This is a genomic window from Micrococcaceae bacterium Sec5.8 (genome assembly GCA_039636775.1).
In the GTDB taxonomy this organism is placed as follows: domain Bacteria; phylum Actinomycetota; class Actinomycetes; order Actinomycetales; family Micrococcaceae; genus Arthrobacter.
The window spans coordinates 2,867,939-2,882,505 of record CP143429.1 but is presented as its reverse complement, the minus strand read 5'-3'; the positions used below and the strand labels follow the sequence as shown (position 1 = coordinate 2,882,505).

12 protein-coding genes and 2 pseudogenes are annotated in these 14,567 nt (G+C 63.2%); 11 read left to right on the top strand and 3 right to left on the bottom strand.

The window, feature by feature from the left end:
* Positions 1-255 precede the first annotated feature (255 nt).
* Entirely contained in the window at positions 256-699 is a 444-nt protein-coding gene (locus VUN84_13205) for a hypothetical protein (protein ID XAS63250.1), read from the top strand.
* Between the two features lie 254 nt (positions 700-953).
* On the opposite strand, the gene VUN84_13200 is transcribed toward VUN84_13205, so the two are convergent.
* A complete protein-coding gene (locus VUN84_13200; protein ID XAS63249.1) occupies positions 954-1,451 on the bottom strand; it encodes a DapH/DapD/GlmU-related protein in 498 nt (165 codons plus the stop codon).
* 156 nt (positions 1,452-1,607) lie between these two features.
* Here VUN84_13200 and VUN84_13195 point away from each other — a divergent pair, with 156 nt between their 5' ends.
* The 4 genes and pseudogenes from VUN84_13195 (at position 1,608) to VUN84_13180 (ending at position 3,098) form a co-directional block, all read left to right on the top strand.
* Positions 1,608-1,979: a WYL domain-containing protein gene (locus VUN84_13195; protein ID XAS63248.1), complete on the top strand. Its 372-nt coding sequence runs from the start codon at positions 1,608-1,610 to the stop codon at positions 1,977-1,979.
* Positions 1,980-2,069 (top strand): annotated as a pseudogene (locus VUN84_13190) (type II toxin-antitoxin system YoeB family toxin).
* Between the two features lie 88 nt (positions 2,070-2,157).
* Positions 2,158-2,341: pseudogene (locus tag VUN84_13185) on the top strand (acetamidase/formamidase family protein).
* Positions 2,342-2,444: 103 nt separating this feature from the next.
* On the top strand, positions 2,445-3,098 hold the full coding sequence (locus VUN84_13180) for an SDR family NAD(P)-dependent oxidoreductase (protein ID XAS63247.1): 654 nt from the start codon (positions 2,445-2,447) through the stop codon (positions 3,096-3,098).
* A 35-nt stretch (positions 3,099-3,133) separates the two neighbouring features.
* Here VUN84_13180 and VUN84_13175 read toward each other — a convergent pair whose 3' ends face one another.
* Positions 3,134-3,364: a hypothetical protein gene (locus VUN84_13175; protein ID XAS63246.1), complete on the bottom strand. Its 231-nt coding sequence runs from the start codon at positions 3,362-3,364 to the stop codon at positions 3,134-3,136.
* A 124-nt stretch (positions 3,365-3,488) separates the two neighbouring features.
* Between VUN84_13175 and VUN84_13170 the strand changes: the two genes are divergently transcribed.
* The 4 genes from VUN84_13170 to VUN84_13155 all read left to right on the top strand — a co-directional run bounded on the left by VUN84_13170 (position 3,489) and on the right by VUN84_13155 (position 10,069).
* Complete coding sequence (locus VUN84_13170; GenBank protein ID XAS63245.1) at positions 3,489-5,102, top strand: cryptochrome/photolyase family protein; 1,614 nt, start codon at positions 3,489-3,491, stop codon at positions 5,100-5,102.
* Positions 5,103-5,501: 399 nt separating this feature from the next.
* Positions 5,502-7,253 carry an ABC transporter family substrate-binding protein gene (locus VUN84_13165; GenBank protein XAS63244.1) on the top strand — a complete coding sequence of 584 codons (1,752 nt, stop codon included), beginning with the start codon at positions 5,502-5,504 and terminating at the stop codon, positions 7,251-7,253.
* A gap of 180 nt (positions 7,254-7,433) precedes the next feature.
* On the top strand, positions 7,434-8,975 hold the full coding sequence (locus tag VUN84_13160; GenBank protein XAS63243.1) for an ABC transporter permease: 1,542 nt from the start codon (positions 7,434-7,436) through the stop codon (positions 8,973-8,975).
* Positions 8,972-10,069 (top strand): ABC transporter permease, encoded by a 1,098-nt coding sequence (locus tag VUN84_13155; protein ID XAS63242.1) that lies wholly within the window; start codon positions 8,972-8,974, stop codon positions 10,067-10,069. Before VUN84_13160 ends, VUN84_13155 begins: the two co-directional genes overlap by 4 nt.
* A gap of 48 nt (positions 10,070-10,117) precedes the next feature.
* Here the strand turns inward: VUN84_13155 and VUN84_13150 are convergent, their stop codons facing one another.
* Positions 10,118-10,747 (bottom strand): PH domain-containing protein, encoded by a 630-nt coding sequence (locus VUN84_13150; protein ID XAS63241.1) that lies wholly within the window; start codon positions 10,745-10,747, stop codon positions 10,118-10,120.
* Positions 10,748-10,826: 79 nt separating this feature from the next.
* On the opposite strand from VUN84_13150, the gene VUN84_13145 reads away from it, so the two are divergent.
* Together VUN84_13145 and VUN84_13140 are read left to right on the top strand one after the other, a co-directional pair.
* Positions 10,827-12,656 carry an ABC transporter ATP-binding protein gene (locus VUN84_13145; protein XAS63240.1) on the top strand — a complete coding sequence of 610 codons (1,830 nt, stop codon included), beginning with the start codon at positions 10,827-10,829 and terminating at the stop codon, positions 12,654-12,656.
* 250 nt (positions 12,657-12,906) lie between these two features.
* Positions 12,907-14,550 (top strand): ABC transporter substrate-binding protein, encoded by a 1,644-nt coding sequence (locus tag VUN84_13140; protein XAS63239.1) that lies wholly within the window; start codon positions 12,907-12,909, stop codon positions 14,548-14,550.
* Positions 14,551-14,567: the final 17 nt, after the last annotated feature.

The window sequence follows — 14,567 nt, the reverse complement described above, 5'->3', positions numbered from 1 at the left end:
GGCTGTTCAAACGGAAGAAGCGTGACGAGCAGACGGCCGGTCGGCTAAAGGTCGAAAGCGAAGAAGCGGTCGAAAATTACCCGGCGCAGCAGAGGTTACTCAGCGACGGAACGTGGTGGAGTTCCGCTCTAACGTGTAGGTCAGATCCGGTACCTCCCGGGAAGCCTCGGCCAGAGTGTTGGGGAACGTAGCGTTCTTCCGAGATGGAGATCGCTCCCGAGGAGGGGTTGCTCGGAGTGCGCTAGCCTAAACGGCATGAACCGCATGGAAATGTCTGACGCTGCGACGCTCATGACCTTGCTACGTGATGCGAAGCGCTCCTCGACGCTCAGTACGCTGCTGCCGGGGTGGGACATGCTGCAGGCCGACGTCCCTTCAAGGGAACGGGTAGAGACGGCAATAGCAATCCTGGTCGGTTCCGGCCTTGCTGAGGTCGACTCATCCTGGGGGATGCGGCTCACGGAGCAGGGCGGACGGCTCAGGCGGTCCGTGAAAGGTACTCAGGGGATGCGGATGATCCCGGGGGCGATCAGCGATCTGCTGGCAGGATGCCAGTTGAGCCGTGCGACGCTGAATCTGCCTCAGTCGGTCTTTAATCCGGCGCTCAAGGACTATCTCGACGCGGCCCGCCGCAGGGCTGAGCGCCGGTCGCGGCATCGTTGGTGGTGGCCCGACCCATTTAGGCGCCCCGTCCAGTGAAGCCGTCATCCTCGACATCCCGTTCTGAGACGCACGAAAGGCGCCCGTGACGTTGTTCGACTGCTGAATGCGGTGGAATTTAGGTTCAATGTTTAGCGTTTTTAATATTTCAGTGCAGTGCAACAACCATATGGAATGAGCTAATGGGCGACGAGGGGCCTGACCGCTGACACCGCGCTTCGCCTCGGGCGATGCTAAGGGATTCACTGCCAGGTTTGGCTGAACCTGCAGAAGAGTTTCTCCAGGCCAGGGAGTTACCCTTCCGGAACCGTGCCCACCTGCTTCGCCGGCACACCTACGACCACTGCCCCCGCCGGCACGTCTTTGGTGACGACTGCACCTGCGCCGACTATTGCCCCATCTCCAATCGTCACGCCGGGCAACACCGTCACGTTGGCCCCGAACCACACGCCCAAGCCGATCACTACGCGAGCCGGGTGCATGTCGGCTCGTCGGCTCGGCAGCATGTCGTGGTTCAATGTCGTGATCACGGCATTGTGACCGATGAGGGACCCATCGCCGATTTCGATACCGCCCTGGTCCTGAAACCGGCAGCCGCTGTTCACGAATACATCCGAGCCGAAATGGATGTTCTTGCCGAAGTCAGCGCTAAACGGCGGGAAGAGCTGGAAGGACTCGGGGACCTCGCGCCCGGTCAACTCACTTATCAGCGCCCGCACCTCGCCGGGGGAGTGGTAGCGCCCGTTGAGCTCGGCGGTGATGCGCAACGACTGTTGGCTCACCGCGTGCATAGCTTCATGGTGCGGCGATCTTCCAGGAATTGTCTCACCGGCGTTTAGTGCAGTCAGAAGGGCGTCGAGTCCCCGAATGTCGGCCATATGCACACGATATCAGCCGCCCCTGATGCGCCTTACGCTGATCTTGCCTCGGTCGCCGTCAGGAGGATCATGGACGTACTTGATCCTCGGACCCGGGTAAAGGTCGATGAACTAGCACGCCGCATCTGGGTCAGCACGGATCAGCGTGGAACACGGGCCGTCAGATCGGCCCTTGAGGAAGCGATATCTGAGCAACAAGGGGTTCGCATCCGCTACACCGCAGAGGATGGCAATAAGACCACCAGGGCCGTCGAACCAGTAATCTTCGCCTCAACGAACGGCCACTGGTATCTGATTGGTTGGTGCCAACTCCGCAACGAAATGCGCTGGTTACGCGTGAGCCGCATCGAGCACACCACCGCTACAAAGACGCGCTGCGGCACCCATGGCGTTGAGGAGAGCGGTATCCCACCAGCCACCTCTAGCCTCGATTTTTCATGATGGTCGCGGCGCATTACCGACGAGCATCGCCTGGTCTACCTCGTCGAAGGTGACGACCTCGTGATCCTCCAGACGCGCTATCACTACTGAGCGCCTCGTCCTATTTATTTTGGGGTGCGCTCCCATCTTCATGCCGGCAACGTCGAGCGACAGTTCAGTCATTCTCCGGCACCCCGGTAACGCTGAACAGCGCTACCTTGACTCACACCTCTCGTATCAGCGGGCATGCCTCCAAGCCATCGACTACTTGACGAAGTTTGGCTACAGCCCGGGGCAGGCCCACGTTCGATGTTCGACCGTCCGCTGCCGGCCCCCACCGGATGGATCCAGGGATGGCAGTGCCAGAAGCCAGTAACCGATAGCCACTGAAGCCTGCCTCGTTGTATGGGGAATACCGCAGACGTCCAACCCCCAGCAAACCGATTCGCGCTGGGCTACCTGCCGCACGTGATTTAGGATCTACCCATGACGACTCTTCAAGGTGCGGTTGTTCTGGTGGTCGGCGCCACCGGCGGGCTCGGCTCGCGGATCGCCGCTCAGCTGGAGAGTAAGGGCGCCATCGTTGTCCGGTCGTCAAAGTCTGCTGGGCACGATCTGTGCGCACCCTCTGTGATCCGGGAGGTGCTGGATGCCACGAATGTGCAACACGGACGTCTCGACGGGCTAGTGGTTGCGTCCGGGGTCGTCGCCTTCGGCGCCGCATCAGACCTTGAACCTGCCACGGTGGACGAACTGTTCGCTGTAAACACGACCAGTGCGATCCATCTCATTACCCAGAGCCAGCCCTACCTCGCGGCCTCGGCACAGGACGGACGGGAGCCCTTCGTGGTAACTCTGAGCGGCGTTGTCGCTGAGACACCCGTCGCCGGTCTGGCAGCATACTCGGCGTCGAAAGCTGGGCTCGCGGCCTTCGTTGTCGCAGCGGCGCGCGAGTATCGTCGCGCGGGCATCCGACTCGTGGACGCCCGCCCGGGCCACACTGGCACCGCGCTGTCCGAGCATCCGATCGCCGGGTCAGCGCCGCGATTCGGAGCGGCGCTGGATCCAGATTTGGTTGCAGCGCGGATCATCACCGCGATCGTCGATGGCGAGAAGGATCTGCCCAGCACCGCCTTCTAAGCTCGGCCGAGATGATGCAACTGAGCGCTAAGGAGTCAAATGGATTCCGAAGTGGGTTCATTTCTGACGGCCTGGGCCTCGAAGCCACCATGCTCGAGCTCGGAACCGACCTGAAGCGTCAGACGTTCGTTGCATGCCGCGTGGGCATCAGCCACAGTGCTTGAGTAGATCGTGTTGTCAGCAGAGTTCAGGTCGATTGTGGACATCGCCGCGCAACGCTGTTGCACCGTCCCCGATTTCGTCCAGAACACCAGATGCTCACCCATGGTCGAAACAACGAAGCTAAGTGGCGCCCGCGGACGGCGCGCTTATTCGCCTACGGACCGTGGTGGAGTTCCGCTCCAACGTGTGACGGCGTGGTGCCCAGGGCGTCCCCTCTATCGTTAGGGTATGAGTTCCGGCCCGCGTGTGCGCCTCGTCCTGCCGCATCAGCTCTTCGATCAGCATCTCGAAGCGGCCGGCGACACCGTGTTCGTGCTCATCGAACATGATCTGCTCTTTCGCCAGTACGCGTTCCATTCCCACAAGCTGGTCCTGCACCGCGCCTCGATGGCCCGCTTCGCCCGACGCCTCGGCGAGCACGGGTACGAGGTAGAAGTCCTCAGAAGCGCTGCCGGCAATAGCTCCCACGACCAGCTCGCGGAGTTCGTCCGCAAGCGCGGCCCTGCGCAGGTGACCTGGTATGACGTGGTGGATGACTGGCTCGAACGGGATCTATTCGCGGCGCTCGCCGGCGGCGGCTATCAGATGCGCCGGGAAGATGTGCTGGAGACACCGAACTTCCTCACAGACCGTGAGCAGATCGACAACTGGTTTTCGCACAATGACTCCCGCATGCAGGATTTCTACGTGTGGCAACGCCGCCGGCTGAATATCCTTATCGACGACGGGGAACCCCTGGGCGGCAAGTGGTCCTTCGATACCGAAAACCGCAAGAAGCTTCCTCGTGGGCACACTCCCCGCGTGGTCGGCCGGTTCGCACGCCATCCCGTCCTCCAGCGTGAGGGGACCTTCGATATCGAGGCGCTGATGGGGGACGCAGACGGGGAACGGCATGAGGTGCCGGACGAGGTCGACCTCGCCATCGCATGGGTCAGTGCAGAGTTCCCGGACGCACCGGGTGACCCCCACCTCTTCGCCTGGCCGACGAGCGGCGACGAAGCCCGTCAGCATTTGCAGGAGTTCGTCCGCGAACGCCTGCACGAGTTTGGGCCCTACGAGGACGCGATCTCCACTGCGCATCCCTTCATCGCCCACAGCCTGCTGACCGCCTCGCTGAATATCGGGCTCCTTGACCCGCGGGAGGTTTTGCGGACGGTACTCAATGGTGCAGATCACAACACCCCGCTCGCTTCCGTCGAGGGGTTTGTCCGGCAGGTGATCGGCTGGCGGGAATACATGCGAGCCACCTACCGAACAGAGGGCCGCCACATGCGTACCTCCAACCGGCTCGACCACCAGAACGCCCTGGGGGACGGCTGGTGGGACGCCACCACCGGTTTAGCGCCCGTGGACATGGTCATCTCGCGTGTGCTCGCCACCGGGTATGCTCACCACATCGAGCGGCTGATGGTGCTCGGCAACGCTATGTCCTTGCTGCGGATCCACCCCGACCGGGTATACGAATGGTTCATGGAGCTGTTCATCGACGCGTACGACTGGGTGATGGTCCCCAACGTCTACGCGATGAGCCAGTTCGCTGCGGGGGAGGAGATCACCACCAAACCCTACGTGTCGGGCAGCAATTACCTGCGGAAGATGTCCGACCTTCCAACGGGTGAGTGGATGCCGTCGTGGGATGGCTTGTACTGGACGTTCATCGAGGATCACCGCGCGGTCCTGGGAGCAAACCCCCGCATGCGAATGGTCATCTCCCAGCTTGAAAACATGGCCCCGGCCACGCGGGACGAACACCGACGCCACGCTGAGGCGCTTCTCGACGGCGGTTTCGAAACGTCGCTGCTCGGAACGCCGCCGAAACGCGGAGGGACCCGTAGCGCGTGAATGTTCCGGGATGGTGACGTGGGGAGTCCCGCTTCACCATGTGGCAGGTAGGTGAATTCATCAAGTAATGCAGGATTAACTCGAGAAGCTCCGGTTTGAACGACGGGGCTTTTCTCGTGCCAGGGTTAGCGGTGCAGAGCAGCTGAATCCTCAGTCCCCGCCGCGGAATTCAGGCGGTGGTCCGCTGTCGAATGTTGCAGCTCGGTAACGAACATAACGGCCGGTCAACTTTTCTTATGTACTCCTGATCTTCGGGTTTACGCTCATCCCATGTGAGACAGCCCACACTGCCGCCGGGGGAGTGTGTACGTCTGCCGGCGCCTACGGTCCCGGTCCAAATCACACCAAAGAAAACTAGGAGGCGGAATGCGATTCGGTCGTATTTCCAAAGCAGTGGGCGTGGCAGCAGCAGCTGCCCTGGCCCTCAGCGCCTGTGCGGGCACCAGCGGCGGGTCAACCACCACCACTGCAGCTGCCGGCGGCCAGGAGGGCGGCTCCGTCGCCGTCGCTGAAACGAACGGTTTCAGCAGCTTCAATCCCGGGACGGCAGATGGCAACTCGGACGTAAACGGGCACGTCGGTTACGCCACCCACTCAAGCTTCATCTACATCGACGACAAACTAAACATCGTCAGGAACGAAAAGTTCGGCAAGTATGAGAAACTCTCCGACGATCCGCTGACGGTCAAGTACACAGTCAACGAAGGCGTCAAATGGTCGGACGGGACGCAGGTAAGCGCTGCTGACCTGCTGCTTTCCTGGGCGTCAGGCTCCGGATATTACGATGACGCCGACGCGGAGGCCAAGACCGGCACCACCTACTTCAAGACCGCCGCAGACACCTCGGGCCTGAATCTGACCGACTTCCCCGAGCTGGGTGCCGATGGCCGGAGCCTGACGCTGAAGTATTCCAAGCCGTTCGCTGATTGGGAACTGGCCTACAGCTTCCCCGGAAACGGTGGCGTTGACATCCCCGCCCACGTGGTGGCGAAGCAGGCCGGCCTGAACGACGCACAGGCGCTGGTGGATCTGCTCAAGGGAATCAAGCGCGGCGACAGCACCTCACCGGCGCCCGTCAACGAGGGCCTGAAGGCCGTCGCTGATTTCTGGAGCACCGGGTTTGAGTCGAAGACACTGCCCAGCGATCCGAGCATGTACCTCTCCAACGGTCCGTACATCATCAAGTCCGTGGTGCCGGAGCAGTCCGTCACTCTGGTGCGCAACAAGGACTACAACTGGGGCCCGGCCCCAAAGCTGGACGAGATCGTGGTCCGGACCATCGGTGCGGCCCCCGCGCAGGTCCAGGCCCTCAAGAACGGCGAAGTGGACATCATCAACCCGCAGGCGTCGGCGGATACCGTGGAACAGCTTAAGGCGCTCAGCGGCGTCAACCTGCTCCTGGGCAACCAGCTCTCCTACGATCACCTGGACTTGAACTTCTCCGGTCCGCTGGCCGAGAAGAACGTCCGGGAGGCTTTCCTGAAGACGGTTCCGCGCAAGGACATCGTGGACAAGATCATTAAGAAGATCGATCCCGAGGCGAAGCCCCTCGATTCCCAGATCTTCGTACCGGCCCAGGCTGCGTACGCTGACTCTGCGGCGAAGAACGGATCCTCGCTGTACCAGGAAGTTGACATCGACGGGGCAAAGAAGCTCCTCAACGGTGCCACCCCGGAGATCCGCATCATGTACAACAAGGACAATCCCAACCGGGTCGATGCGTACTCGCTGATCCGTGAGTCCGCCACCAAGGCCGGCTTCAAGATCGTCGACGGCGGACTGGGCAAAGCGGACTGGAGTTCAAGCCTCGGCGACGGATCCTATGATGCGACCATTTTCGGCTGGATCAACTCCGGTGTCGGGGTCTCGGGTACTCCCCAGATCTTCAAGACCGGCGGTGGATCGAACTACAACGGCTTCTCCGATGCGGAGGCAGACAAGGCAATGGATGAGCTGATCGTCACTACCGACAAGGCCAAGCAGGATGAGCTCCAGACCAAGATCGACGCCGACATCTGGGGTTCCGCCTACGGCGTCCCGCTGTTCCAGTCACCGGATGTCAAGGCATCCTCTGACCAGATCACCGGAGTGACGTCAATGCCGAACCAGACCGGCGTCTGGTGGAATGTCTGGGACTGGTCCCGGAAGTAATCCGACGTTGAGCGAGCGCATCGCCTAGCGGGGCGCCGGGGCCGAGTTTCACGGCCCCGGCGCCCTCTGACTACCCGCCGGTACCCAGCCGGCTCCACCGCTATCTGCACGACGGCGGAGCGGCGCGATTCTGCGATTGGCCCGGACCGACCCGGACCTGGATCCTGAGGCTTATACAAAATGGTGACCTACATTGTCAGGCGGCTCGTCACGGCCGCCCTGATTCTTCTGGGAGCGTCCTTTCTCGTCTATCTGTTGACAGCGTCCTCGGGTGACCCGCTGGCCGATCTGCGGGCCAGCAACGCCCCCAACAAACAGCAGCTGATGAACGCCCGCACGGAGCTGCTGGACCTCGACACTCCCGCCCCCGCACGATACTTCAAATGGCTTGCCGGCGCCGCCCAGTGCCTCGTTCCCTTCGCCGGGACCTGCGACCTTGGCAAGAGCGTCTCAGGGCAACCCATCACCGAGGCGCTGGGAATAGCCCTCGTCCAGACACTGACCCTCGTTACCGGAGCGACGATCCTGGCCATCCTCATCGGCATCACGCTGGGCATCATCACAGCCCTCCGGCAGTACAGCGCACTCGACTACGGCGTTACCTTCATGGCCTTCTTGTTCTTCTCCCTGCCGATCTTCTGGGTCGCGGTGCTCCTGAAGGAATACGGTGCCATCGGCTTCAACGACTTCTTGCGGAACCCCGAAATACCCCTTCCCACAGCCCTGGGTGTCGGCGCTGCCGCCGGGCTGCTCGTCGGCGTCGCCGTGGGAGGGGACCTGCGGCGGCGGCTCCTCACGGGCGGCACTGTGTTCGCCGCCGTGACGCTCATCCTGATCTACTTTTCCGCCACCGCGTGGTTCAAGACACCAGGCCTGGGGCCTGTCGTGATTGCGATCGCCGGTGCCGGAATCGCCGTCGCCGTTACGGTGCTGGTCGCCGGCCTGCGGAACCGCAGGGCCCTGCGGGCAGCACTGCTCGTGGTGGGCCTGGGCGTCATCTCCTACTTCGCTGTGCAACCGCTGCTCGACCAGGCAACAGCGCTGATGATCGCCCTTCTGGCTCTCGCCACCGTCCTGGTCGGCACCGCCGTCGGATACTTCATGGGCGGATACGACCGCGGACAGTCGATGCGGGCGGCGGGCATCACAGCGTTCCTCGTGGGCGGCCTGGTGGTGATGGACCGCTTTATGCAAGCCTGGCCCTCCTACTTCAGCAACAGCCGCGTCCGGGGGCGTCCGATTGCTACCATCGGCGCCGGAACGCCGAATATTGAGGGTGACTTCTGGATACTCAGCATTGACACCTTCACCCACCTGATTCTGCCGACGGTGGCGCTGATCCTCGTCTCGCTGGCCAGCTACACGCGGTTCACCCGGTCGTCGATGCTCGAAATCATGAATATGGATTACATCCGCACGGCCCGGGCCAAGGGTCTGTCTGAACGCTCGGTCATCATGGGCCATGCCTTCCGCAACGCGCTGATACCGATCGCCACCATTGTGGCCTTCGACATCGGCGCCCTGATCGGCGGCGCCGTCATTACCGAGAGTGTGTTCTCCGTCCGGGGAATGGGCTTCCTGTTTCTGGACGGCATCACCCACATCGACCCGAACCCGGTCATGGGCGTCTTCCTCTGCGTCGCCGTCACCGCCATGGTCTTCAACTTGATAGCGGACCTGGCGTACTCCGCCCTCGATCCGCGCGTAAGGATAAAAGCATGAGCCAGCCAACCCAAGAGGAGGAAATCCTGGCGCAACAGGCCCTGCACGGCCGGGGAGAGACGCCGTCGGAGCCCGGGGCATCAGGGCTCAGCCAGGGGCAGATTGTCCGGAAACGCTTCTTCGGCCACACCGGCGCGCTGGTGGGCCTGGCCGTGTTCGCGCTGATCTTCATCCTGGCGTTCACTTCCGTCGGTGTGGCAGGTGTCCCCGGCTGGTGGAAGTACAACCACCTGGACGTGTCCCCGCTGGTGGGCGACGGGGCGCCGACCGCGGGTCTGGTGCCTCCCGCCTGGGGGGAGCATCCCTTCGGCCAGGACCGGATCGGCCGCGACCTGTTTGCGATGACCATGCGCGGGGCGCAGCAGTCCATCGTCATCATGATCCTGATCGGTTCCATCGCAGGGATCCTGGGCGCTGTCATCGGCGGGTTGTCCGGCTACTTTCGCGGATGGGTGGAAGCGGTGCTGATGCGGATCACCGATGTCATCATCATCATCCCCGTCCTGCTGCTGGCCGCCGTGGTTGCCCAGATCGCCGGACGCCGGGACGAAGGCAGCATGTTTGCGTCCTTCGCGAACTCCAACGGGATCCTGGTGCTCGGAGTCTTCCTGGGGCTGGTGAGTTGGGTCGGCTTGGCCCGGCTGGTCCGCGGTGAGTTCCTGACCTTGCGCGAGCGGGAGTTCGTCGACGCGGCGCGGATTTCAGGTGCCAGCAACGCGCGGATCATCTTCAAGCACATTCTGCCGAACGCCGTCGGCGTCCTGATCGTCAACGTCACGTTGACGATGTCGGCGGCCATCCTGCTGGAAACCGCCCTGAGCTACCTCGGCGTCGGCGTCAAATCGCCGGACACCTCCCTTGGGCTGCTCATCTCGCAAAACCAGGAAGCTTTTGCCACCAGGCCGTGGCTGTTCTGGTTCCCCGGCCTGTTCATCGTCCTGATCTGCCTGAGCATCAACTTCATCGGCGACGGCCTGCGCGATGCCTTTGACCCGCGGCAGAAAAAGTTCAACGCCAAGAAGGCCGCGGACCCGGGGACGCCACCCGCGGAAAGTCCCGCCGGGTCGGCCCCCCGCGCAACGACGGAGCACTGAATGCCGGCCCCCTGTTCCGCTCAGGTCCCCACTGCCGCAGCGCCGGCGCTACCCGGCCGTGACGGTCCAGCAGCTGGCGGCCAGAAGCAGCACGACGGCGCCGGCCGCCACCCAGCGGTAGGTTACCTGCACGGCTGTGGTGGCGGCGTCGCCAACGGCAAGTTGGCCACTTTCCGCCAGATCCTCCCAGCGGGCGCGGACCAACAGGGCAGCCTGCCCCGAATCGGTGGACTTCAAATCGCCCGGGCGGACAGATTTTCCGGGGCCGTAACTGGTGGCCGGAAGGCCGCGCAGGTCTCCCGGGCGGGCATTGCGGCCGCCCCAGATTCCCGGCGCCGGCGCGGCCCACGAGGTGTAGCTCTTCCCGGCCGTGACCAGGGTGAGGGCAAACCGGGTATCGACCTGGACCAATGCCGCCCACGGAACCAGCACCGACCGGAACGGGTTCTCCAGCGTGACCCCTCCGTCGTGGACCACGACGGAGGGCATCCAGAACAGCTGCCAGCCGAGGAACGCGATCAGCAGCAGCGGGGCAGCGCCGGCGAGTGCGGCGGGACCGGCCGTCACGGCCGTGGCAACGACGCCGAGGCAGGCCACAGCCCAGGACAGTGCTGCGATCCATTTATTCGTTCCGGCCTTGAAGACTTCGACGTGACCGGTGTGCGGCGCAGAACCCATGCCCCCCATATTTCAGTATTCCGAGCCGCAGCACTAATTTCCGGAGCACCGGCGGCCCGGGTGGAAGGAAAGCCCCATCATGACTGACTTCATTGCCCTCGACCCGGTTGTTCCGCCCCCGGCCGGCAAGGGGGAGCCTGTCCTTGAGGTCCGCAATCTCAGCGTCGACTTTGGCGTGGACCGGAAGTGGGTTCCCGCCGCGATCGGCTTGAACTATGAGGTGCACGCCGGCGAGGTGCTCGCCATCGTGGGCGAGTCGGGCTCAGGCAAGAGCGCCAGCTCCATGGCTTTGCTGGGCCTGTTGCCCAGTAACAGCCGCGTGAGCGGAAGCGTGAGACTCGGCGGCAAGGAATTGCTCGGCGTCAACGAGGCCAACATCCGGGCCGTCCGCGGCAAGGACGTCGCGGTGATATTTCAGGAGCCGATGACGGCCCTGAACCCCGTGTATACGGTCGGCGCCCAGATCGTGGAGACCGTCCGCCTCCACAGTGAAGTCTCGCCCGCGGAAGCGAAGCTGCGTGCCCTGCGCATGCTCGAACTGGTGGAACTGCCGGACCCGGAAAAAGCGTTCAGGTCCTACCCGCACCAGCTCTCCGGCGGCCAGCGGCAGCGCGCCATGATCGCGCAGTCGCTTTCGTGCGACCCGAAGTTGCTCATCGCCGACGAGCCCACCACGGCTCTCGATGTCACCGTCCAGGCCGAAATCCTGGATCTCATGCGGAACCTGCGGAACAAGCTGGACAGCGCCATCGTGTTGATCACCCACGACATGGGTGTTGTGGCGGACCTCGCAGACCGGATCGCCGTCATGCGCCGCGGTGTGATCGTCGAAAGCGGCACTGCCGCGGAGATCTTCCACAACCCGCAGCACGAATACACCCGGGCCCTGCTCGCGGCCGTCCCCCATCTGGGCCAGGGCGGTACGGATTCCGTAGCGGACGTCGACGTCACAGCTGCCCTTGCCGCTGCCACGCACGCTGAAATCGTTTCCATTCCGGAAGAGGAATTGCTCCGCCGCGAGCAGGACAACGCTCGAGCGCTTGCGGCTGCCGGGGCTGCGACGCCGGAGGGCGTTCCCGTCCTGGAGCTGACGGGGGTGGCCATCGAATACCCCAAGCAGGGCCGGGTGCCTGCCTTCCGCGCCGTGGAAGACGCCAACCTCGTGATTTATCCGGGCCAGGTTGTCGGGCTGGTGGGGGAGTCCGGTTCGGGCAAGACGACGATCGGCCGTGCCGCCGTCGGCCTTCTGCCGGTGGCGGCCGGCACCATGAAGGTGGTGGGGCAGGACATCTCCGCCGCCAAGAGCAACGGCCGGCAGTTGCATGAGATGCGCCGCCATGTAGGCATGGTGTTCCAGGACCCCTCGTCCTCGCTGAACCCCCGGCTGCCCATCGGTGAAAGCATCGGCGAGCCGATGTTCCTGGCGAAGGTGGCGAAGGGGGCGGATCTGCAGAAGCGGATCGAGGCACTGCTGGATCAGGTGGAGCTCCCGCGGGAGTACCGCAACCGCTACCCGCACGAACTTTCCGGCGGCCAGAAGCAGCGTGTGGGCATCGCCCGGGCCCTGGCCCTGAAGCCCAAGCTCATGGTCGCCGATGAACCAACCTCCGCCCTGGACGTGTCAGTTCAGGCCAAGGTGCTCGACCTGTTCCAGAACCTGCAAAGGGAGCTCGGCTTCGCCTGCCTCTTTGTCACCCATGATCTTGCCGTGGTGGACGTGCTGGCGGACCGGATCTGCGTGATGCAGCGCGGACGCATCGTGGAACAGGGCACCCGGGACCAGATTCTGCGCAATCCGCAGGAGCCGTACACCCAGCGGCTGCTGGCTGCGGTGCCGCTTCCGGATCCGGAAAAACAGCGGGAACGCCGCGAATTGCGGGCGCAATTGCTGGCGGCCGGGGAGAGTTAACCGCGGCTAACGCAGCCGGCCCGCCGGCAAATAATACCAGCCAGTACGGTGTGACTTGAAATACATTGCACGTGACGGTAGGGGTCACGCTTTTGTCGGGTCACGGTTTGGCAACAGAGTTCCAGCATTTGGACTTCAACGGGTTAGGCTACTTCTATATGTAGGCCACGTCACAGGGGATACCCCTGTGCCTGCCTGCGGGAAGGCATAAGTCTTCCCTCTCGAACTCCCACAACTCATAGGAGGCGGAATGCGTTTTTCGCGCACTTCCAAAGCACTGGGCATGGTGGCCATCGCCGCTCTCGCCCTGACCGGATGCGGCGCCGGTGGCGGCACCACGTCCGGTAGCGGCAGCACCGGCGGCGACACCAGCAAGGTGATCCTCGCCGACGGTTCCGAGCCCCAGCGTCCGCTGATGCCGGCTGACACGAACGAGGTCGGTGGCGGCAAGGTCATCGACATGATCTTCGCGGGCCTGGTCAGCTATGACCCCAGCGGCAAGCCCGTTAACGAACTCGCCGAGTCCATTGAGGGCAAGGACGGCCAGAACTTTACGATCAAGATCAAGAAGGACCAAAAGTTTACGAATGGCGAGGCCATCACGGCGAAATCGTTCGTTGATTCCTGGAACTTCGGCGCTGCTGCAAAGAACGCCCAGCTCAGCGGCGCGTTCTTTGAAAGCATCAAGGGTTACGACGAAGCGAGCGCGGAAGGCTCGACCGTTGAAACCATGTCCGGCCTGAAGGTCGTCGACGATCAGACCTTCACTGTCGAACTGAAGCAGCCCGAATCCGACTGGCCGCTGCGCCTCGGCTACACGGCGTTCGTTCCGGTCCCGTCCGGCGCCCTCGCGGACCCCAAGGGTTTCGGCGAAAAGCCGGTCGGCAACGGCCCCTACAAGCTGGCTGACGGCGGCTGGCAGCACAACGTGCAGATCCAGCTCGTTCCGAACCCGGAATACAACGGCCCGCGCAAGGCCAAGAACGCCGGCGTGACGTTCAAGATCTTCCAGAACGACGACGCCGCGTACCAGGACCTGCTCTCCAACAACCTGGACATCCTGCAGACCATCCCCACGAGCGCCTTGAAGAACTTCAAGTCCGACCTGGGTGAGCGCACCATCAACAAGCCGTACGCCGGCAACCAGACGATCGCGATCCCGGAATACCTGCCGGAGTGGAGCGGCGAAGCCGGCAAGCTCCGCCGCCAGGCCCTCTCGATGGCCATCAACCGCGACGAGATCACCAAGGTGATCTTCAGCGGCGCGCGCCAGCCCGCCAAGGAATTCACCGCCCCCGTCCTGGACGGTTACAGCGACTCGATCCCGGGTTCGGAGAACCTGAAGTTCGATGCCGCCAAGGCCAAGGAAACCTGGGCGAAGGCAGACGCGATCCAGAAGTGGGACGCGGAGAAGACCTTCACCATCGCCTACAACGCCGACAAGGGCGGACACAAGGCATGGGTCGAAGCTGTCGTGAACCAGCTCAAGAACACCCTCGGCATCAAGGTTGAAGGCAAGCCGTACGCCACCTTCAAGGAAGCCCGCAACGACGCAACCGCCAAGACGCTGACCGGTGCCATCCGCGCCGGCTGGCAGGCTGACTACCCGTCGCTGTACAACTTCCTGGGACCGATCTACAAGACCGGTGCCGGCTCGAACGACGCTGACTACGCCAACCCGACGTTCGACAAGTCCGTCTCCGACGGCCTCGCCGCCTCCTCGGTCGCCGAAGGCAACAAGGCCATGAACAAGGCCCAGGAGATCCTGCTGACGGACCTTCCGGCCATCCCCCTGTGGTACCAGGTTGCCCAGGGCGGCTGGAGCGACAAGGTCTCCAACGTTGACTACGGCTGGGACGGCGTTCCGCTGTACTACAACATCACCGGCAAGTAACAACACAACGACGGCGG

Coding starts and splice junctions, on each gene's coding strand:
- VUN84_13205 (XAS63250.1), top strand. CDS start 256: ATGAACCGCATGGAAATGTCTGACGCTGCGACGCTCATGACCTTGCTA.
- VUN84_13200 (XAS63249.1), bottom strand. CDS start 1,451: ATGCACGCGGTGAGCCAACAGTCGTTGCGCATCACCGCCGAGCTCAAC.
- VUN84_13195 (XAS63248.1), top strand. CDS start 1,608: ATGGACGTACTTGATCCTCGGACCCGGGTAAAGGTCGATGAACTAGCA.
- VUN84_13180 (XAS63247.1), top strand. CDS start 2,445: ATGACGACTCTTCAAGGTGCGGTTGTTCTGGTGGTCGGCGCCACCGGC.
- VUN84_13175 (XAS63246.1), bottom strand. CDS start 3,364: ATGGGTGAGCATCTGGTGTTCTGGACGAAATCGGGGACGGTGCAACAG.
- VUN84_13170 (XAS63245.1), top strand. CDS start 3,489: ATGAGTTCCGGCCCGCGTGTGCGCCTCGTCCTGCCGCATCAGCTCTTC.
- VUN84_13160 (XAS63243.1), top strand. CDS start 7,434: ATGGTGACCTACATTGTCAGGCGGCTCGTCACGGCCGCCCTGATTCTT.
- VUN84_13155 (XAS63242.1), top strand. CDS start 8,972: ATGAGCCAGCCAACCCAAGAGGAGGAAATCCTGGCGCAACAGGCCCTG.
- VUN84_13150 (XAS63241.1), bottom strand. CDS start 10,747: ATGGGTTCTGCGCCGCACACCGGTCACGTCGAAGTCTTCAAGGCCGGA.
- VUN84_13145 (XAS63240.1), top strand. CDS start 10,827: ATGACTGACTTCATTGCCCTCGACCCGGTTGTTCCGCCCCCGGCCGGC.
- VUN84_13140 (XAS63239.1), top strand. CDS start 12,907: ATGCGTTTTTCGCGCACTTCCAAAGCACTGGGCATGGTGGCCATCGCC.